Source organism: Nonomuraea sp. NPDC050733, from assembly GCF_040654215.1.
Classification (GTDB): domain Bacteria; phylum Actinomycetota; class Actinomycetes; order Streptosporangiales; family Streptosporangiaceae; genus Nonomuraea.
Window position 1 is genome coordinate 1 of the sequence record NZ_JBFAHO010000039.1, and the last position, 18,488, is coordinate 18,488.

Annotated in this window: 16 protein-coding genes and 1 pseudogene; 12 read left to right on the plus strand and 5 right to left on the minus strand. The window is 72.5% G+C overall.

What is annotated here, in order from left to right; all coding sequences use genetic code 11:
• The 4 genes and pseudogenes from AB0H64_RS36650 to fdhA form a co-directional block, all read left to right on the plus strand.
• Positions 1-269 (plus strand): annotated as a pseudogene (locus tag AB0H64_RS36650) (hypothetical protein); the annotation flags it as partial.
• Positions 266-2,428, plus strand: coding sequence for a SelB C-terminal domain-containing protein (locus AB0H64_RS36655; protein WP_357634081.1), 2,163 nt, complete (start codon positions 266-268; stop codon positions 2,426-2,428). The pseudogene AB0H64_RS36650 and the gene AB0H64_RS36655, both read left to right, overlap by 4 nt.
• An 85-nt stretch (positions 2,429-2,513) precedes the next feature.
• The gene (locus tag AB0H64_RS36660; RefSeq protein ID WP_357634083.1) at positions 2,514-2,828 is read left to right on the plus strand and encodes an aquaporin; all 315 of its coding nucleotides are present in this window, start codon (positions 2,514-2,516) and stop codon (positions 2,826-2,828) included.
• A gap of 59 nt (positions 2,829-2,887) precedes the next feature.
• The gene (gene fdhA, locus AB0H64_RS36665; RefSeq protein WP_357634085.1) at positions 2,888-4,111 is read left to right on the plus strand and encodes a formaldehyde dehydrogenase, glutathione-independent; all 1,224 of its coding nucleotides are present in this window, start codon (positions 2,888-2,890) and stop codon (positions 4,109-4,111) included.
• A 121-nt stretch (positions 4,112-4,232) separates the two neighbouring features.
• On the opposite strand, the gene AB0H64_RS36670 is transcribed toward fdhA, so the two are convergent.
• Positions 4,233-6,623 (minus strand): excinuclease ABC subunit UvrA, encoded by a 2,391-nt coding sequence (locus AB0H64_RS36670; RefSeq protein ID WP_357634086.1) that lies wholly within the window; start codon positions 6,621-6,623, stop codon positions 4,233-4,235.
• A 289-nt stretch (positions 6,624-6,912) separates the two neighbouring features.
• On the opposite strand from AB0H64_RS36670, the gene AB0H64_RS36675 reads away from it, so the two are divergent.
• The 3 genes from AB0H64_RS36675 to AB0H64_RS36685 are packed head-to-tail and all read left to right on the plus strand — an operon-like array spanning position 6,913 to position 8,074.
• The gene (locus AB0H64_RS36675; protein WP_357634239.1) at positions 6,913-7,287 is read left to right on the plus strand and encodes a helix-turn-helix transcriptional regulator; all 375 of its coding nucleotides are present in this window, start codon (positions 6,913-6,915) and stop codon (positions 7,285-7,287) included.
• 20 nt (positions 7,288-7,307) lie between these two features.
• Positions 7,308-7,739, plus strand: a complete 432-nt coding sequence (locus AB0H64_RS36680) for an NAD(P)-dependent oxidoreductase (protein ID WP_357634242.1) — start codon at positions 7,308-7,310, stop codon at positions 7,737-7,739.
• Between the two features lie 5 nt (positions 7,740-7,744).
• Positions 7,745-8,074, plus strand: coding sequence for a hypothetical protein (locus tag AB0H64_RS36685; protein WP_357634089.1), 330 nt, complete (start codon positions 7,745-7,747; stop codon positions 8,072-8,074).
• A gap of 39 nt (positions 8,075-8,113) precedes the next feature.
• Here the strand turns inward: AB0H64_RS36685 and AB0H64_RS36690 are convergent, their stop codons facing one another.
• On the minus strand, positions 8,114-9,022 hold the full coding sequence (locus AB0H64_RS36690) for an oxidoreductase (protein ID WP_357634091.1): 909 nt from the start codon (positions 9,020-9,022) through the stop codon (positions 8,114-8,116).
• 105 nt (positions 9,023-9,127) lie between these two features.
• On the opposite strand from AB0H64_RS36690, the gene AB0H64_RS36695 reads away from it, so the two are divergent.
• Positions 9,128-9,712: a GNAT family N-acetyltransferase gene (locus tag AB0H64_RS36695; RefSeq protein ID WP_357634094.1), complete on the plus strand. Its 585-nt coding sequence runs from the start codon at positions 9,128-9,130 to the stop codon at positions 9,710-9,712.
• 140 nt (positions 9,713-9,852) lie between these two features.
• On the opposite strand, the gene AB0H64_RS36700 is transcribed toward AB0H64_RS36695, so the two are convergent.
• A complete protein-coding gene (locus AB0H64_RS36700; protein ID WP_357634096.1) occupies positions 9,853-11,178 on the minus strand; it encodes an MFS transporter in 1,326 nt (441 codons plus the stop codon).
• A 166-nt stretch (positions 11,179-11,344) separates the two neighbouring features.
• Positions 11,345-11,869: a DUF4142 domain-containing protein gene (locus tag AB0H64_RS36705; RefSeq protein ID WP_357634099.1), complete on the minus strand. Its 525-nt coding sequence runs from the start codon at positions 11,867-11,869 to the stop codon at positions 11,345-11,347.
• 205 nt (positions 11,870-12,074) lie between these two features.
• On the opposite strand from AB0H64_RS36705, the gene AB0H64_RS36710 reads away from it, so the two are divergent.
• Complete coding sequence (locus tag AB0H64_RS36710) at positions 12,075-13,568, plus strand: mannitol dehydrogenase family protein (RefSeq protein WP_357634102.1); 1,494 nt, start codon at positions 12,075-12,077, stop codon at positions 13,566-13,568.
• A 19-nt stretch (positions 13,569-13,587) separates the two neighbouring features.
• Here AB0H64_RS36710 and AB0H64_RS36715 read toward each other — a convergent pair whose 3' ends face one another.
• Positions 13,588-15,009 carry an FGGY family carbohydrate kinase gene (locus tag AB0H64_RS36715; protein WP_357634104.1) on the minus strand — a complete coding sequence of 474 codons (1,422 nt, stop codon included), beginning with the start codon at positions 15,007-15,009 and terminating at the stop codon, positions 13,588-13,590.
• A gap of 172 nt (positions 15,010-15,181) precedes the next feature.
• Between AB0H64_RS36715 and AB0H64_RS36720 the strand changes: the two genes are divergently transcribed.
• From AB0H64_RS36720 to AB0H64_RS36730, 3 genes are read left to right on the plus strand one after another with little or no spacing between them, the layout of a single operon-like run.
• On the plus strand, positions 15,182-16,651 hold the full coding sequence (locus AB0H64_RS36720) for an extracellular solute-binding protein (protein WP_357634105.1): 1,470 nt from the start codon (positions 15,182-15,184) through the stop codon (positions 16,649-16,651).
• Positions 16,652-17,584 carry a sugar ABC transporter permease gene (locus tag AB0H64_RS36725; protein WP_357634108.1) on the plus strand — a complete coding sequence of 311 codons (933 nt, stop codon included), beginning with the start codon at positions 16,652-16,654 and terminating at the stop codon, positions 17,582-17,584.
• A complete protein-coding gene (locus AB0H64_RS36730; protein ID WP_357634111.1) occupies positions 17,581-18,486 on the plus strand; it encodes a carbohydrate ABC transporter permease in 906 nt (301 codons plus the stop codon). Before AB0H64_RS36725 ends, AB0H64_RS36730 begins: the two co-directional genes overlap by 4 nt.
• Positions 18,487-18,488 lie beyond the last annotated feature (2 nt).

Genomic DNA, 18,488 nt, shown 5'->3' on the forward strand with positions numbered 1-18,488 from the left:
TGGCGACCGTCGCCGCCGTGGGCGGGGGCGGCGCACCCGGCGTGACGCTGCCGAGCGCCGCCGTGAGCCTCCCCGAACGGCTCGCCGCCCCGCTGCGGACCGGCGACCCGCCGGTCGTCGGCCGGGTCGAGGACGGCCGCCTGCTGCTGGACCTGCGCGCCGTCCCGCCCGAACACGACGACGACCTCGTACGGGCCGTGCTGGCGTGCGCGGCGACGGCACGGCCGTCAGGAGGAGCCGGAGGGCGCCGAGGGGGAGCGCCGGGATGACGCACGTCGTCGCCACCGCCGGACACGTCGACCACGGCAAGTCCACCCTCGTACGGGCGCTCACCGGCATGGAGCCCGACCGGCTGGAGGAGGAGCGGCGGCGCGGGCTCACGATCGAGCTGGGGTACGCCTGGACGGTCCTGCCCTCGGGGGAGCGCCTCGCGTTCGTGGACGTGCCGGGCCACGAGCGGTTCCTGGCCACGATGCTGGCGGGGGTGGGGCCCGTGCCGGCGGTGATGTTCGTGGTGGCGGCCGACGAAGGGTGGATGCCGCAGTCGGAGGAGCACCTGGTGGCGCTGGAGGCCCTGGGGGTGCGGCACTGCGTGCTGGTGGTGACCCGGGCGGACCTGGCCGACCCGGGGCCGGCGGCCGAGCAGGCCCGCGCCCGCCTGAACGCGGCCGGTCTGGGTGGCGCCGGTCTGGGCGGCGCCGGTCTGGGTGGGGCGGCTTCTGGTGGGGCCGCGTCGCGGAGGGCTGCTGCGTGGGGAGCTGCTTCTGGAAGCGGCGGTTCGGGCGGGGTCGAGGCGGTGGTGGTCAGTGGGCGTACCGGGGAAGGGCTGGACGGGCTGCGGGCGGCGCTGGACCGGCTCGTGGCCGCGCTGCCGCCGCCCGATCCGGCGGCACCGGTCCGGCTGTGGGTGGACCGGGCGTTCAGCGTGACCGGCAGCGGGACGGTCGTGACCGGCACGCTGCCCGCCGGCACGATCACGGTGGGCGACGAGCTGCTGCTCGGCGGGGAGCCCGTGCGGGTCAGGGCGCTGGAGTCGCTGAAGGAGCCGCGTGACGCGGTGTCCGCGGTCGCCCGGGTGGCGGTCAACCTGCGCGGCCATGACGTCCCCGGACGGGGGCAGGCACTCGTCACGCCGGGCCGGTGGACGTACACGCAGGAGCTGGACGTGCGGGTCTCCCCGGTCGGCGCCCCGCGCCGCACGGACCGTCCCCCCGCGGGTGACGACCTCGGCGCGGACGGCGGTGTGGGCGGTGAGCTGGGCGACGACCTCGACGGCGGGCCGGGCGGACGGCCGGGCGGACAGGTGGGCGGACGGGCGGGGTGGGCGTTGCCGGGGCGGTTGACCGTGCATGTGGGGTCGGCGGCGGTGACGTGCGAGGTGCGGCCCCTCGGCGGGCCGTTCGCGCGGCTGCGGCTGGCCCGGCCGCTGCCGCTTCGCCTCGGAGACGTGCTGCTCCTGCGCGACCCCGGCCGCGACCCCGGGCGGGACCGCTCCGAGGTGCGGGTGCTCGCCGGCGCGACCGTCCTCGACGTACGCCCTCCGCCCCTGCGCCGCCGGTGCGCGGCCCGTCAACGAGCCGCCCTGCTGGCCACAGCCCTCCAGGAGACAGGCCTCCGGCCGACGGCCGCCCCCGGGGGAGCCGCCCCGCGGACGGCGGGGCTCGTCACGGCCGCGCCCGAGGGAGCCGCGCCGCGGACGGCCGGGCTCGACGCGGCCGCGCCCGAGGCGGGCTCGCCGGACGGTGTGGTGCCTGGGGCGGCGTTCGCCCTGCGTCTTCACGGGCTGCTGCGCGCCGCCGACCTGCGCGCCATGGGCGTCGATCCCGCCGCCGTCGAGGAAGGAGCGCCGCGGCCCGTGTGCGACGACTGGTACGCCGACCCCGGCCGCTGGGCCGAGGAGGGCCGGCGGCTGGAGGACGTGGTGCGGCGGCACGCGGCAGCGAACCCCCTGGAGCCCGGCATGCCCGTCGAGGCGGCTCGCCACGCGCTCGGCCTGCCCGACCGGCGGCTGGTCGCCGCGCTGGTACGGCCGCCGCTCAGCGTGGCCGCGGGCCGGATCGCCGCCGGGCCCGCGGGCCTGCCCGCGCCCGTGGCCAGGGCGGTCGAGCGGCTGAGGAGGGAGCTGGCGGACCGGCCGTTCCAGGCGCCGGAGGCGGGCCGGCTGGCCGAGCTGGGGCTGGGCGCGCGCGAGCTGGCCGCGGCCGAGCGGGCCGGGGCGCTGCTGCGCGTGGGGGACGGGATCGTGCTGCTGCCGGGCGCCGACGCGCGGGCGGCGGAGCTGCTGGGGCGCCTGCCGCAGCCGTTCACGGTCAGCCAGGCCAGAACCGTCCTCGGCACGAGTCGCCGGGTGGCCGTCCCGCTGCTCGAACACCTCGACAGGGCCGGGCTCACCGAGCGTCTGGACGACACGCATCGGCGTCTCGTCTGACCTGCTCAGGGGCCCGATCCGGGTATATATTCGAAGTTGAGGGCTCGCCTTTCGGGGATTTGAACCATCGTCATCGGGGGTTGCGATGGTTGGCGACCTACCGTGGCGTCTCGTCGCGGAAGCCATCGGAACGATGCTGCTGGTGCTCTTCGGAGCCGGCGCCGTGGTGGCGGCGCTGCTGATGGGGCGCGGCACGCTCACCTACGCCGCCCTCGGCTTCGTCTCGCTGCCGTTCGCCGTGGTCATCGCGCTCGTCATCTACGCCTTCGGCAGCACCTCCGGCGCCCACATCAACCCGGCCGTCGCCATCCCGGCGGCCCGCAGCCCGGAGCACGACCACATCGACGAGGGCGTGGGGCACGGAATTCGCCGCCGCTGGCGCCACGGCCACGGGAGGTGATGCCCGTCTTCGCACATCACACGACCATTCGCACAAAGCGCTAAGGGAGGGGGCTCGTCATGCCTGGTAACAGGGGCGTTTCCTACGAAGGTCCAGGCAGGGTCGAGGTACGCGAGACCGATTATCCCGATTACGAGCTCAAGGACGGCCCGGGGGTCAACCCGGCCAACGTGGGACGCAAGCTGCCCCACGCGGCGATACTCAAGTCTGTCGCCACGAACATCTGCGGAAGCGACCAGCACATGGTCCGCGGACGCACCACCGCCCCGCACGGGCTCATCCTCGGCCACGAGATCACCGGTGAGGTGGTCGACACCGGTTCCGACGTCGAGTACATCAAGACCGGCGACCTCGTGTCCGTACCGTTCAACATCGCCTGCGGACGCTGCCGCAACTGCAAGGAGGGCAAGACCGGCGTCTGCGAGAACGTCAACCCGGACCGTCCAGGGTCCGCCTACGGCTATGTCGACATGGGCGGCTGGGTAGGCGGTCAGGCCGAGTACGTCCTGGTGCCGTACGCGGACTGGAACCTGCTGAAGTTCCCCGACAAGGAACGGGCGATGGAGAAGATCCTCGACCTGGCCATGCTCGCGGACATCTTCCCGACGGGGTTCCACGGCTGCGTGAGCGCCGGGGTGAAGCCGGGCTCGACCGTCTACGTCGCCGGCGCGGGCCCGGTCGGGCTCGCCGCCGCGTGCTCGGCGTACCTGCTCGGCGCCGCCGTCGTCATCGTCGGCGACCTGAACAAGGAACGTCTCGACCAAGCGCACAGCTTCGGCTGCGAGACCGTCAACGTGGCCATGGGGGAGCCGAAGGACCAGATCGAGCAGATCCTCGGCGAGCCCGAGGTGGACTGCGCCGTGGACGCGGTCGGCTTCGAGGCCCGCGGCCACGGCCACGAGTCGGAGGTGGAGCGGCCCGCGACCGTGCTCAACACGCTGATGGACGTCACCCGTGCGGGTGGCGCGCTCGGCATCCCGGGGCTGTACGTGACCGGCGACCCGGGCGCGGCGGACGAGGCCGCCAAGCACGGCTCACTGTCGATCCGCATCGGCCTCGGCTGGGCGAAGTCGCACAGTTTCGTCACCGGCCAGTGCCCCGTCATGCGGTACAACCGCCAGCTCATGACGGCGATCCTGCACGACCGGGTGCAGATCGCCAAGGCGGTCAACGCCACGCCGATCTCGCTGGACGACGCCCCGCGGGGCTACCACGAGTTCGACGAGGGCGCGGCGCGCAAGTACGTGCTCGACCCGCACGGCATGATCACCTCATCCCGGTGAGGTCCCGGTGAAGTCACGGTGAGGGAGGCGGCCGCGGGCGGCGGAACCCCGTCGCCCGCGGCCGCCTGCTCGGCTCTCCGGTCCTTCTCGCCGCGGGTTCTCCTCGGCGAGGGCCCCTCGGTCAGGCGCCGACGTAGGCCGCGAGATGCCGGCCGGTGAGGGTGGAGCGGGCGGCGACGAGGTCGGCGGGTGTGCCCTCGAAGACGATCCGGCCGCCGTCGTGGCCGGCCCCGGGGCCGAGGTCGATGATCCAGTCGGCGTGCGCCATGACCGCCTGGTGGTGCTCGATGACGATGACCGACTTGCCGGAGTCGACGAGCCGGTCGAGCAGGCCGAGCAGCTGCTCGACGTCCGCGAGGTGGAGGCCGGTGGTCGGCTCGTCGAGGACGAGGACACCGCCCTTCTCGGCCATGTGGGTGGCCAGCTTGAGCCGCTGCCGCTCGCCGCCGGACAGCGTGGTGAGCGGCTGGCCGAGACTGAGGTAGCCGAGCCCGACGTCGGCGAGCCGGCCCAGGATGGCGTGCGCCGCCGGCGTGCGCGCCTCGCCGGCGCCGAAGAACTCCTCGGCCTCGGTCACCGACATCGCGAGCACCTCGCTGATGTCGCGTCCGCCGAGGTGGTGGTCCAGCACCGACGCCTGGAACCGCTTCCCGTCGCACTCCTCGCAGGTGGTGGCGACGCCGGCCATGATCGCCAGGTCGGTGTAGATGACGCCGGCGCCGTTGCAGTTGGGGCAGGCGCCCTCGGAGTTGGCGCTGAACAGCGCCGGCTTCACGCCGTTGGCCTTCGCGAACGCCTTGCGGATCGGGTCGAGCAGTCCGGTGTACGTCGCCGGGTTGCTCCGCCGCGAGCCGCGGATCGGGGTCTGGTCGACCGACACCACATCCGCGCCGGCGGGGATGGACCCGTTCACGAGCGAGCTCTTGCCGGAGCCGGCGACGCCGGTGACGACCACCAGCACCCCGAGCGGGATGTCGACGTCCACGTCGCGCAGGTTGTGCGCCGTCGCGCCGCGGATCTTCAGCATGTCGGTGGGCGTCCGCACCGTCTCCTTCAGGGCGGCCCGGTCGTCGAGGTGGCGGCCCGTGACGGTGCCGCTGGCCCGCAGCCCCTCGACGGTGCCCTCGTAGCAGAGGGTGCCGCCGGCCGTGCCGGCGCCGGGGCCGAGGTCGACGACGTGATCGGCGATCGCGATCGTCTCCGGCTCGTGCTCCACGACGAGCACCGTGTTGCCCTTGTCGCGCAGCCGCAGCAGCAGGTCGTTCATCCGCTGGATGTCATGGGGGTGCAGGCCGGTGGTCGGCTCGTCGAAGACGTAGGTGACGTCGGTGAGCGAGGAGCCGAGGTGGCGGATCATCTTGACGCGCTGCGCCTCGCCGCCCGACAGCGTGCCCGACGACCGGTCGAGGCTGAGGTAGCCGAGCCCGATCTCGACGAACGAGTCGAGCGTCTGCCGCAGCGTCGCCAGCAGCGGCGCCACCGACGGCTCGTTGAGGCCGCGGACCCACTCGGCCAGGTCGCTGATCTGCATCGCGCACGCCTCGGCGATGTTGATCCCGCCGATGCGCGAGGACCGGGCCCCCTCGTTCAGCCTGCTGCCGTCGCAGTCGGGGCAGGTGGTGAAGGTGACCGCCCGGTCCACGAACGCCCGGATGTGCGGCTGCATCGACGCCCGGTCCTTGGACAGGAGCGACTTCTGGATCTTCGGGATCAGCCCCTCGTAGGTCAGGTTGACGCCGTCGACCTTGATCTTGGTCGGCTCCTTGTGGAGCAGGTCGTGCAGCTCGGCCTTGGTGTAGGCGCGGATCGGCTTGTCCGGGTCGAAGAGGCCGCAGCCGCGGAAGATGCGGCCGTACCAGCCGTCCATGCTGTAGCCGGGGATCGTCAGCGCGCCCTCGTTGAGCGACAGGGCGTCGTCGTACAGCGCGGACAGGTCGAAGTCGGTGACCGAGCCCGTGCCCTCGCAACGGAGGCACATGCCGCCGGTGATGCTGAAGCTGCGTCGCTCCTTCACGGACTTGCCGCCGCGCTCCAGCGTGACCGCGCCCGCCCCGCTGATCGAGGCGACGTTGAAGGAGAACGCCTTGGGAGAGCCGATGTGCGGCCGGCCGAGCCGGCTGAACAGGATGCGCAGCATCGCGTTCGCGTCGGTGGCGGTGCCGACGGTGGAGCGGGGATCGGCGCCCAGCCGCTGCTGGTCGACGATGATCGCGGTCGTCAGTCCGTCGAGGACGTCGACCTCGGGCCGCGCCAGCGTCGGCATGAAGCCCTGAACGAAGGTGCTGTAGGTCTCGTTGATCATCCGCTGCGACTCCGCGGCGATCGTGCCGAACACCAGCGAGCTCTTGCCCGAGCCGGAGACACCGGTGAACACCGTCAGCCGGCGCTTCGGGAGCTCGACGGTGACGTCCTTGAGGTTGTTCTCCCGCGCGCCGTACACGCGGATCAGACCGTGGCTGTCGGCGGCGTGCGGCGCGGTCGACGGCGTGTCCGTCCTCGTGGCCATGCTCATCGTGTCTCCATCTGTCTGTCTGTCTGTCGGTCCAGCTGTTGGACGGGCCCGCCTGCCCTGACCTGACGAGCTGTGAGCAGTATGTCTGATTTCCAGCGGCCATCCCGCTCCCGCGCGTGACCGCCATGACGCTCACGTTAGGGGCGGCTCGCCGACCGGCGCTTCTCGATTCCTGACCGGTCCGCGACCTGTCCCGCCCCGCCTCCGGCCGCGGGTGGTGTGGGAAGCTGGTCAGGTGAAACGGCAGGACCTCGGCGACCTCGTGCGGCTGCGGCGGGCCCGCGACCGGATGGACCGCGACTACGCCGCGCCGCTCGACGTCCCGGCGCTGGCGCGTGACGCGCTGATGTCGCCGGGCCATTTCTCCCGCAGCTTCCGCGCCGCTTTCGGCGAGACGCCCTACAGCTACCTGATGACCCGCCGCATCGAGCGGGCCAAAGCGCTGCTGCGGCGCGGCGACCTCTCGGTGACCGAGGTCTGCTTCGCGGTCGGCTGTACGTCGCTGGGGTCGTTCAGCTCGCGCTTCACCGAGCTGGTCGGCGAGAGCCCGAGCGCCTACCGGGCCCGGAGCCATGACCAGGGCGCGGCCATGCCCGCGTGCATGTCCAAGATCCACACGCGACCGGTCAGGAACGGAGCCGCGAGCCCCGCCGCTGAGTCCTGAGATGGACTGCGGCCGGCACCATCGGGCAGGCGCTGAGGCGCGGCCTGCTGCCCGAGATCGCCCAGGTGCGGCTCTCCGACGTCCGTCCCATCGACGGGCTCGCCGCGCACGAGGAGTTCGTCCCGGCCGACCTCACCGACCTGGAGCAGGTGCGAGCCGCCGTGCGCGGCGTCGACGCGGTGGTGCACCTGGGAGGCGTCGCCGACGAGACCGGTTTCGACACCATCAAGGGGCCCAACCTGGAGGGCGTCCACAACGTCTTCGAGGCGTGCCGCAGGGAGGGTGTCCGGCGCGTCGTCAACACCAGCTCCAACCGGATCACCGGCTTCTATCCGATGGGGACGCTGCTCGACGGGCGGGAGCCCCCCGGCCCGACGGGCTCTACGGCGCGGCCAAGGCCTTCGGGGAGGCGCTGGGCAGCCTGTACGCCGACCGCTTCGGCCTCGACGTGATCTCCGTGCGGGTCGGGTCCTTCGAGGAGCGTCCCACCGAACCGCGTCATCGGCACACCTGGCTGAGCCACGGCGACGCGGCACGGCTCTACCGGGCCTGCCTGACGGCGCCGGCCGGGCTGGGACACGTGGTCGTCTACGGCGTCTCGCGCAACGCGCGGTCGTGGTGGACGCAGAGCCCCGGGGCGAGGGCTCTCGGGTACGCGCCGATGGATGACGCGGAGGACTTCGCGGACGACCTCGGACCGTACACCGAGCGCTGTCAGGGCGGCCGGTACACGGATTACGAGTACGGCGGCTGGGCCGCCAGACCGGCCGGTGACCCCGAGCGGTAGACCCGAGCGGGTAGAACGGTCACCGGCCGGCGCCCTGCCCTACTCGCTGTCCTGCCGAAGGGACGAAAGGCGCTCCATCTCGTCCTCCGAGAGCCGCAGCCCGCCCGCGGCCACGTTGTCGGCCAGGTGATCCGGGTCGCCGGTGCCCGGGATGGCCAGCACATGGGGCCCCTGGTGGAGGATCCACGCCAGCCGGACCTGCGCGGGCGTCACACCGTGTGCGCGTGCGACGGCGAGCACCGTCTCGTTGTCGGTCGCGCTCGCGCCCGCCTCGCGCCCGGCACCGGCGATCGCGAAGAACGGCACGAAGGCGACGGCCTGCTCACCACAGGCCCGCAGGAACTTCTGCGCCTCGGCCGGCGCGCCGACCCCGTAGGGGTTCTGCACGCAGACCACCGGCGCGACGGCCTGGGCCTCGGCCAGTTGCTCGGGCGTGGCGTTGGATATCCCGAGATGGCGTACGAGCCCGGCGTCGCGCAGCTCGGCCAGCGCCCCGAAGTGCTCGGCGATCGAGCCGGTCCTCCGGCTCGGGGGGATGCGCAGGTTCACCACGTCCAGGTGGTCGCGGCCCAGCTGGCGCAGGTTCTCCTCGACCTGGCCGCGCAGCTGCTCCGGCGTGGCCCACCACCACGCGCCCGACGGGTCCCGGCCCGGCCAGACCTTGGTGGCGATGACCAGGTCGTCCGGGTACGGCGCCAGCGCCCGGTTGATCAGCTCGTTGGCGGAGCGCAGCGAGGAGAAGTAGAACGAGGCGGTGTCGATGTGGTTGACGCCCAGCTCGACCGCGCGCCGGAGCACCTTGATCGAGCGGTCGCGGTCGCTCGGCGTGCCCAGGTCGAACGCGGCACTGCCCGTGAGACGCATGGCGCCGAACCCGAGGCGATTGACCGTCAGGTCGCCCAGCCTCCAGGTGCCCGCGGCGGCTGCGGGGTTGATGTGTGAAGTCATGAAAAAAGCCTCCTCGGGTCGCGAATGCGCGCCGAGCAGGCTCAGGTGATGAAGGAGATCATATCAGGCCCCGGACCCAGCCAGGATGGCCGCTATTGTCCCTCCATGGCACATCACGACGAAGCTCCCCAGGCGGACGGCTCTCCCCGGGTGACCCTGCGCCCGCTCACCGGCGGCGACCAGGACGAGTTCCTCGAGCTGGTGAACGCCAGCACCGCCCTGCACGGGCCGTACATGTCGCTGCCCGCCACTCCGGAGGCGTTCGGTGCCTACCTCGCGCGCTACGAGCAGCCCGGGGAGGAGGCGCTGCTGGTCTGCCTGCGGAGCACCGGCGCCATCGCCGGCGTCGTCGCCATCAACAGCATCATCCGCGGGCGCTTCCAGTCCGCCTCCCTCGCCTACGCGGCCTTCGCGCCCACCGCGGGCCGCGGGTACATGTCCGAAGGGCTCGCCCTGGTGGTGCGCCACGCCTTCGAGGAGCTGCGCCTGCACCGGCTGGAGGCCCAGATCCAGCCCGACAACCACGCCTCCCTGAAGCTGGTCGAGCGCGCCGGCTTCCGCAGCGAGGGCTGCTCGCCCGAGCTGCTGTTCATCGACGGCGCCTGGCGCGACCACGAGCGCTGGGCCATCACCACCGCCATGGCCGGCCTGGCCCACATCGCGCCGCACCCCACCCTGCCCGAGCGCTGAGCCCGCGCGCACCGTACGACATTGCCCGATCTTGAGCGGGGATGCGATGCTTGCCCCTCGCGTGCCCGCTGGATCGCGCGCCAGAATGTCCCGAGACTCCCGGGCAGGCGGGCGAAGCCCCGGCGGCGGAGGCCGGCGTGTCACGCGGGAGTGGCGCCGTAGGCGGTGTCGTCGGAGATGTCGATCTTCGAGCGGTCCGGCAGTGCCAGGGTGGCCGCGAGCCCGACCACCGCCCCGACCACCATGAAGATGGAGATCGCCTGCCAGCCGTGGTCGTGCAGCAGCCACGTGGCGATCAGCGGGGCGGGGCCGCCCGCCACGACCGAGGCCAGCTGGTAGCCGAGCCCGGCGCCGCCGTACCTGAGGCCGGTCGGGAAGTTCTCGGCGATGAGCGACGCCTGCGGGCCGTACTCCATCGAGTGCTGCAACTGCGCGACGATGATCGTGAGCAGGATGACGATCGGGATGGCGGTGTTCAGCAGCGCGTAGTACGGGAACGCGATGACCGCGAGCAGGATCGCCCCGAGCGCGTAGAGCCGCCGGCGCCCGACCCGGTCGCTGAGATGGCCGAAGTACGGGATCGCGATCAGCTCGATGGCCGCCGCGCAGGTGACGGCGGCGAACGCGAACGTCTTGGACATCCCGATGTGGGGCGCGGTGATGTAGGTGATGACGAACGTCGTGAAGAGGTAGAACGGCATCTGCTCCGAGACGCGCAGCAGCGCGCTGAGCACGACCTCCTTCGGGTGCCGCCTGAGCACCTCGACGACGGGCAGCTTGGCCACCTGCCGCGTCTGCAGGAGCCGGCTGAACAGCGGGGTCTCCATCACGCGCAGCCGCACCCACAGGCCGACGGCCACCAGCACCAGGCTCGCCAGGAACGGCACGCGCCAGCCCCAGGTCTGGAACGCGTCGCCCGCGGTGGCGGCCAGCAGGGACATCGCGCCGGTGCCGAGGATGAGGCCGATCGGCACGCCGATCTGCGGCCAGCTCGCCATCAGGCCGCGCCTGCGCTGGTCGCCCCACTCCATCGACAGCAGCACCGAGCCGCTCCACTCGCCGCCCACCGCGATGCCCTGCAGGATGCGCAGGACGACGAGCAGGATGGGCGCGGCCACGCCGATGCTGGCGGTGCCCGGCAGCAAGCCGATGAGCGCGCTCGACACGCCCATCATCACGAGTGTCACGATCAGCGTGGCCTTGCGGCCGATCCGGTCGCCCCAGTGCCCGAAGATGGCGGCGCCGACCGGGCGGGCCGCGAAGCCGACCGCGTACGTGGCGAACGCCGACAGGGTGCCCGCGTAGGGGGTCGACTTGGGGAAGAAGACCCCGGCGAAGACCGTGGCGGCCGCCGTGCCGTACAGGAAGAAGTCGTACCACTCGATGGCGGTGCCGACGACACTGGCCGTGGCGGCCTTCCTGATCTGGGATCGCTGCTCTTCCGCTGACAGTCTGCTCTCGGCCATCACCGCGCCTCCTCAGGCCGGTCCGTCCGATCCCGTACCCCGGCTGAAGGAGATCATCGTGGCTTTTGCCAGATCATTACGATGTGTCGGTTTCAGCTCACACGTTGCCGAGCGCCCGGGCCACCCGGATCGGCCACCCCGAGGGGGGTTGGGCCCGGGGCGGCCGTCACTTCTGGGCGCTCAGCAGCTCGTCCAGGTGCCGGCGGATGACGGGCGCCCCGGACTTCGCGACCTCCTTGGCCGTCGTCGACGAGCCCTCCCGGAGCTCCTTCCGGCCCAGCCGCAGGGCCGCGCGGTGGCCTTCGATCATCGCGGTGACCCAGGCGCGGTCGAAGGCCGGGCCGGACAGCGCGGACACGCGCTCCAGCATGGCCCTGTCCCGCTGGGCGGCGCGGGTGGGCAGCGCCACGTCCAGCCGCCGCGCGGCCTCCCGCACCGCCGCGTCGAGCTTGATGTGGTCGGCGACGAGTGTGGCCCCGATCGAGCGGACCGCGTCGGACACCCCCTTGGCCTGGGCGACCTTCCCGGCGGCGATCTCGGCGAGGTTGCCCCGGTGGGCCGCCCGCAGAAACGCCGTGTCCTGCTGGGAGACCGCGGTCCCCCGTGCGGTGGCCGCCGGCACCGGCGACCCGCCCAGCACCACCACCGCGGCGACCGTGGCGACCCCGGCGAACGTGACACGTAGCGACATCACTACCCCCGTACATGAGCGTGGACGGCTGTCCGTCCTCCGGGGCGATTCCCGGCAGAAGCGGGCGTATGTTGGCGAAAACCCAGAAAGTGGCAGAAAGCGAACAAGTGATTACTTTCCGCTACATAGTGGCGTACGTTTGAAGCGGGTGGAGCCCGGCCATGCTGAGCGTAGAGGCGGCGCGGGGGCCGCCCAGGGGGAGATCATGGCGCTGACGGCACTGACGCAGGACACGCTGGCGAGCCTGCCCGGGGAGGTCGCGGTCCCCTCCTACGACCGTTCGGGGCTCACCGCCGGCATCGTGCACTTCGGGGTGGGCGGGTTCCACCGCGCGCACCAGGCGATGTATCTCGACCGGCTGATGAACGACGGCAAGGCGCGCGACTGGGCCATCTGCGGCGTCGGGGTCCTGCCCGGCGACGCGCGGATGCGCGACGCGCTCGCCGCCCAGGACGGCCTCTACACCCTCGTGCTGAAGCACCCGGACGGGACGCGCGAGGCCCGCGTCATCGGCTCGATCGTCGACTACCTCTTCGCCCCCGACGACCCGCGGGCGGTCGTCGAGAGGATGGCCGATCCGGCCGTGCGCATCGTGTCGCTCACCGTCACCGAGGGCGGTTACAACATCGACCCCGTCACCGGGGAGTTCGACCCGGAGACGCCCGCGATCCGGGCGGACGCGGCGCCCGGCGCGGTCCCGGCCACCGTGTTCGGGCTCGTCACCGAGGCGCTGCGGCTCAGGCGCGAGCGGGGGATCCCGCCGTTCACGATCATGTCGTGCGACAACATCCAGGGCAACGGGGACGTGGCGCACCGCACGTTCACGGCGTTCGCCCGCCTCGCCGACCCCGGTCTCGCGGCCTGGATCGAGACCGAGGTCGCCTTCCCCAACTCCATGGTGGACCGCATCACCCCCGTCACCACGGACGAGGAGCGCGAGTCCGTGGCGCGGCTGTCCGGCGTCCGCGACGCCTGGCCGGTGGTCTGCGAGCCGTTCACCCAGTGGGTGCTGGAGGACCGCTTCACCGCGGGCCGGCCGCCCCTGGAGGAGGCGGGGGTGCAGGTCGTCGCCGACGTGGAGCCGTACGAGCTGATGAAGCTGCGCCTGCTCAACGCCGGGCACCAGGCGCTGTGCTACTTCGGCCACCTCAGCGGGCACCGCTACGTCCACGAGGCCGCCCGCGACCCCGCGATCGCCGCGTTCGTCCGCGGCTACATGGACGCCGAGGCCACGCCGACGCTGCGCCCCGTGCCGGGCGTCGACCTGGACGCCTACAAGAGCACCCTCATCGAGCGCTTCTCCAACCCCGAGGTGCGCGACACGATCGCCCGCCTGTGCGCCGAGTCGTCGGACCGGATCCCCAAGTGGCTGCTGCCCGTCGTGCGCGAGCAGCTCGCGCGGGGCGGCGAGGTGACCCGCTCGGCCGCCGTGGTGGCGAGCTGGGCGCGCTACGCCGAGGGCGTGGACGAGCGCGGCGAGCCGATCACCGTCGTCGACCGGCTGAGCGACCGCCTGACGGCCATCGCCAGGACGCAGCGCGAACGGCCCTCGGCCTTCATCGAGAACCGCGCGCTCTTCGGTGACCTGGCCGACGACAAGCGGTTCGCGGAGCCGTACCTGCGCGCCCTCGAATCGCTGCACACCCGGGGGGCCCACGTGACGGTGGAGGAGCTCGCCCGCCACGACGAGCGCCGGTGACGCGCCGCCCGCGGCGTGATCACAACGGCTGAGCGGTCGGCGGCGGCGCGTGCCGGGCGTACTGCTCGCGGATGAGCGGGCGGTGGTCGGGCGGCGGCTCGGCCGCGACGGAGCGCGGCCAGTGCGGGCGCTCGCCCGTGAGCGCCCAGGCGGCCTGGGCCGCGGCCCCGTCCGCGACGTACTCGCCCGGCCGCGGCACGACCACGGGCGGCTCGAACGTCTGGGCGGCGATCCGCTGCACGGCGGTGTTCTGGGCGGCCCCGCCGATCAGCAGCACCCGGTCCGCCTTCACGCCCTGCCCGCGGATGGCGTCGAGGCCGTCGGCCAGGCCGCACAGCATGCCCTCGAAGGCCGCGCGGGCCAGGCCCGGCCGGGTCGCCGACGCGAGCGTCAGCCCGAAGAGCGTGGCCGTGGCGTCGGGCAGGTTCGGCGTGCGCTCCCCTTCGAAGTACGGCTGGAGCACCAGGCCGTCGGCGCCGGGAGGGGCGTCGAGGGCCAGCAGCCCCAGCTCCTCGTGGCCGACGTCGAGGAGGCGCGCCACGGCGTCCAGCACGCGGGCCGCGTTCAGGGTCGCGATCAGCGGCAGGAACTGGCCGGTGGCGTCCGCGAACCCGGCGACGGTCCCCGTCTCGTCGCACGCCGGATGGTCCGTCACCGCGAAGACGGTGCCGCTCGTCCCGATCGACACGACGACGTCGCCGCGGGCCGCGTCGAGGCCGAGCGCCGCCGCGGCGTTGTCGCCGGCGCCGGGGCCGACGACGATGGGCGTCCCCGCGGCCGTCCCCGCGCGCTCGCCGGGCCCGAGGACCCGGGGCACGATCACCGCCCGGCCCAGCGCCCGTTCGAGGAGCTCCTGGTCGTACTCGCCGGTGAACGGGTTCCAGTACGCCGTACCGCTCGCCTCGGAGCGGTCGGTGACCAGCTCGCCGAGCTCCGGCCCGAGCGAGCTGGACGCGGCCGGGCCGAACCCGCGCAACCGCCAGGTCAGCCAGTCGTGGGGCAGCGCGACGGCGGCGACCTCGGCGGCGTTGCCCGGCTCGTGCTCGCGCAGCCAGCGCAGCTTGGCGGCGGTGAAGGAGGCCACGGGCACGCTTCCCGTCCTCCTGGCGTAGGGGCCCGCGCCCACCTCCTCGACGAGGTCGCGGGCCGCGGCGGCCGAGCGCGTGTCGTTCCAGAGCAGCGCCGGCCGGATGACGCGGCCGGCGGAGTCGAGCGGGATGAGGCCGTGCTGCTGGCCCGCGACCGAGACGGCCGCGACCTCGTCGAGCCCGCCCGCGCGGGAGAACGCCGCCCGCATCGCCTCCCACCAGCGCGCGGGGTCCACCTCCGTGCCGGGCGGATGACCGGCCCTGCCGGAGCGGACCAGCTCTCCGGAGCCGGCGTCCCGGAGTGCGACCTTGCAGTTCTGGGTCGACGAGTCGACGCCCGCGACGAGTGTCATGGCAGCCCCACTCGCTGAGCCTACGAGCCGGTGACCAGCCAGAACCCACCAGAAAAGCAAAGATCTCATATGAAATGCGAGAAAATCTCACATATGCGTTTACATCAGCATTTATGGCGGATAAACCGGCCTCATTGCCCTTACCTGTCGCACGACCGTGGGGGAGGGGACAGTGGACCGGAACCCGCTCGAACCGAGCAGGCGTGACATCCTGCGGGGCGCGCTGGCCGCGGGCGCCGCGGTCACGCTGGGCGGGAGCCTCAGCTCCTGCGGATCCCACCCCGACGCGCCGCACGTCGCCGTCGCCGCCGGGGACCAGTGGCGCCAGTTCAAGGGCGCCACCCTGAACTTCATCTCGGAGAACACCGCTCCCACCGCCGCCATCGCGGCCGACACGCGGCCCTTCACCGACCTGACCGGCATCAACATCAACATCGTCACGCTGGAGCTGACCGCGCTCGTCCAGCGGGTCGCCCTGGACCTGGCCTCCGGGCACGCCCAGTACCAGGTCATCTACGCCGACCCGTACCAGGTGCTGGCGCCGTACCAGCGCGGGCTGGTGGACCTGCGCACCATGCAGGCGGACCCGAACCTGCCCGACCTGCCCGGCGGCGTGGCCGACTTCATCCCCGCCCAGCTCGACGCGGCCGGCCGGTTCGTCGACCCGCAGGCGATCTACACGCTGCCCTACGACGCGCCGACGATGATCTGGCAGTACCGCCGCGACCTGTTCGACAAGTACCACGACCGCATGGCCAACGACCTCGGGTTCGACCCGACGCCGGGCGGCGACCGGACCTGGGAGGAGTACTACAGGATGGCGCGGTGGTTCAACAAGAACGCCACCGCGGACGTCAAGTACGGCACCGGCCACCAGGCCCGCCAGCACGACTCCCTGATGAACGACTTCAGCAACGTCCTGTGGTCCTACGGCGGCGCCTACTTCGACAACGGCAAGCAGGTGGGGCGGATCGGCTCGCGCGACCCCGGCCCCTGCCGGCTCGACTCCGAGGCCGCCATCGCCGGCGCGGAGTTCTACCAGCGGCTGCTCGCCATCGCCGACCCCGCCTCCACCACCTGGGACTGGGACGGCGTCGGCGCCGCGTTCCGCGCCGGGCGGCTGGCCATGTGCCCCAACTGGCACGAGTTCGCGGCCAGCAACGAGCAGGTGCTGCCCGGCAAGGTCGGCTACGCGCCGCTGCCCAAGGGCCCGGCCGGCACCGCCAACATGTACGGGGGCACGGGGGTGGCCATCAGCGGCAACACGCTGCCCAACGAGCGCGGGGCCGCCTGGCTGTTCATCGCCTGGGCCACCTCGCCCCAGACGCAGCTCGCCAACCTCAAGAGCAAGGCGGGCGGCGGCACCCCCACCCGGACCTCGGTGTACGAGCTGCCGGAGGTGCGCGAGGCCGAGCACCGGCCCTCGCCGATGCCGAACATGCTCACGGCCGCCGCGGTCCGGCAGGCCTGGGAGCCCGACAAGATCGGCCTGCGTCCCAAGATCCCGATGTGGAACGAGTGCAACACCGCGATCTTCACCCAGCTGTCCCGGATGCTCACCGGCGGGTCGTCGCCGGAGGAGGCGATGCGCTCCATCAAGGGGCGGGTGGACCAGATCGTGGCCCGAGGGTGGGTGGCGTAGATGACGCACGCAGCGGATCACTCGCCGGTGCTGGAGCGGTCCCGGCCGGACACCGCCGCGCCCCGGGAGCCGCGGATCGGCTTCGAGGGCAGGATGATGTCGCCCGGCCTGCTCCTGCTGGCCGCCCTGTCCATCGTGCCGTTCATCGCGCTGATCGCCATGAGCTTCGCCCACGTCCGGCTGCTCGGCGGGGTGCGGCTCGACCTGATCGGCCTGCGCAACTGGGCGCGCTTCTTCACCGACGCCGACATGTGGATGTCGTGGCTGCGGACGATCGTCTACTTCGTCCTGACCGTCGGGCTGGAGATGGTGCTCGGCGTGGCCGTCGCGCTGTGCCTGTTCCGGGTGCTGCGCGGCCGCAACGTCCTGCTCGGGCTGCTGCTGCTGCCGATGTTCGTCGCCCCGTCGATCGTCGGACTGCTGGGCCGCTACCTCACCGACTCGACCTTCGGCCTCTACGCGTGGGTGCTGCGCTCGCTCGGCTACACCGGCGACATCCTCGGCAGTCCCGTCAGCGCCTTCGCCGCCGTCGTGCTGATGGACGTGTGGGAGTGGACGCCGCTGATCGCCCTGATCACCCTGGCCGGCCTGTCCAGCGTGCCGCAGTCGGTGCGCGAGGCCGCCGCCGTGGACGGCGCGCCGGGCTGGATGACGCTGCGGTACATCGTCTTCCCGGCGATCGCGAACGTGCTGCTCGTCGCGCTGCTCATCCGCTCCATGGACGCGATCCGGTACTTCGACATCATCTGGGTCACCACCAACGGCGGCCCCGCCGACGCCACCAAGATCGTCCCTGTCCGGCTGTACGAGACCGCGTTCCGCTTCTTCGACCTCGGCTACGCCGCCGCCATCGGGCTGGCGATGCTGGCCTTCTCGATCTTCATCGCCCGTACCTTCGTCCGGCTGCTGGACGTCAGGGGGTTGACCCGATGAGCGCCACACAGGTCGAGCGGCGCACCGCGCCCGTGACGGCCGCCCCGCGCGGGACGCCGCAGTCGCCGCTGGAGGAGACCGGCAGGCGCACCCGCTGGGTGGTCGGGCTGGTCGTCGTCGTGGCCATGCTCTGGACGCTGGTGCCGCTGGCGTGGATGCTGATGTCCTCGTTCAAGAACCGCACGGACGTCACCTCGGGCACGCCGCAGGTGCTGTTCCAGCCGACCCTGGACAACTACCGGGGCCTGTTCTCCGGGCCGAACAACCTCGTGCCCTACATCTGGCACAGCGTGCTCGCGGCCGGGATCTCCGCGGTGCTCGCCGTCTGCCTGGGGGCGCTGGCCGGATACGGCCTGGCCAGGACCCAGATGCGCGGGAAGAAGCACCTGGCGTTCTGGATCATCTCGACCCGCATGGCGCCCATCGCGGCGGTCGTGGTGCCCCTGTTCCTCATCTTCCGCGGGCTCGGCCTGATCGACACGATCCCGGGGCTCGTGCTGGCGTACCTGACGTTCAACCTGCCGTTCGCCATCTGGCTGATGAGCGCGTTCTTCGCCGAGGTGCCGCCGTCGCTGGAGGAGTCGGCGCTGGTCGCGGGCTGCACCCGCTGGCAGGCCTTCTGGACGGTCATCCTCCCGCTGACGAAGGCCGGGCTCGTCACCACCTTCATCCTGTGCCTGGTCTTCGCCTGGAACGACTACGCCTTCGCCGTGGTCTTCTCCGGGCCGAGCTCGCAGACCCTGCCGATCGCCGCCTCGCAGCTCGTCACGCAGACGGGCGTCGACTGGGGGCAGCTCACCGCGATCGGCACGATCGTGGTCGTGCCCATGATGCTGGCCGGCCTCGCCGTCCGGCGCTGGCTGGTCACCGGGCTGACCCTCGGCGCCGTCACGGGAGAGTAGGA

Coding starts and splice junctions, on each gene's coding strand:
- AB0H64_RS36730 (WP_357634111.1), top strand. CDS start 17,581: ATGAGCGCCACACAGGTCGAGCGGCGCACCGCGCCCGTGACGGCCGCC.
- AB0H64_RS36655 (WP_357634081.1), top strand. CDS start 266: ATGACGCACGTCGTCGCCACCGCCGGACACGTCGACCACGGCAAGTCC.
- AB0H64_RS36695 (WP_357634094.1), top strand. CDS start 9,128: ATGGCACATCACGACGAAGCTCCCCAGGCGGACGGCTCTCCCCGGGTG.
- AB0H64_RS36675 (WP_357634239.1), top strand. CDS start 6,913: ATGGACCGCGACTACGCCGCGCCGCTCGACGTCCCGGCGCTGGCGCGT.
- AB0H64_RS36660 (WP_357634083.1), top strand. CDS start 2,514: ATGGTTGGCGACCTACCGTGGCGTCTCGTCGCGGAAGCCATCGGAACG.
- AB0H64_RS36725 (WP_357634108.1), top strand. CDS start 16,652: ATGACGCACGCAGCGGATCACTCGCCGGTGCTGGAGCGGTCCCGGCCG.
- AB0H64_RS36670 (WP_357634086.1), bottom strand. CDS start 6,623: ATGAGCATGGCCACGAGGACGGACACGCCGTCGACCGCGCCGCACGCC.
- AB0H64_RS36700 (WP_357634096.1), bottom strand. CDS start 11,178: ATGGCCGAGAGCAGACTGTCAGCGGAAGAGCAGCGATCCCAGATCAGG.
- AB0H64_RS36715 (WP_357634104.1), bottom strand. CDS start 15,009: ATGACACTCGTCGCGGGCGTCGACTCGTCGACCCAGAACTGCAAGGTC.
- fdhA (WP_357634085.1), top strand. CDS start 2,888: ATGCCTGGTAACAGGGGCGTTTCCTACGAAGGTCCAGGCAGGGTCGAG.
- AB0H64_RS36710 (WP_357634102.1), top strand. CDS start 12,075: ATGGCGCTGACGGCACTGACGCAGGACACGCTGGCGAGCCTGCCCGGG.
- AB0H64_RS36690 (WP_357634091.1), bottom strand. CDS start 9,022: ATGACTTCACACATCAACCCCGCAGCCGCCGCGGGCACCTGGAGGCTG.
- AB0H64_RS36705 (WP_357634099.1), bottom strand. CDS start 11,869: ATGTCGCTACGTGTCACGTTCGCCGGGGTCGCCACGGTCGCCGCGGTG.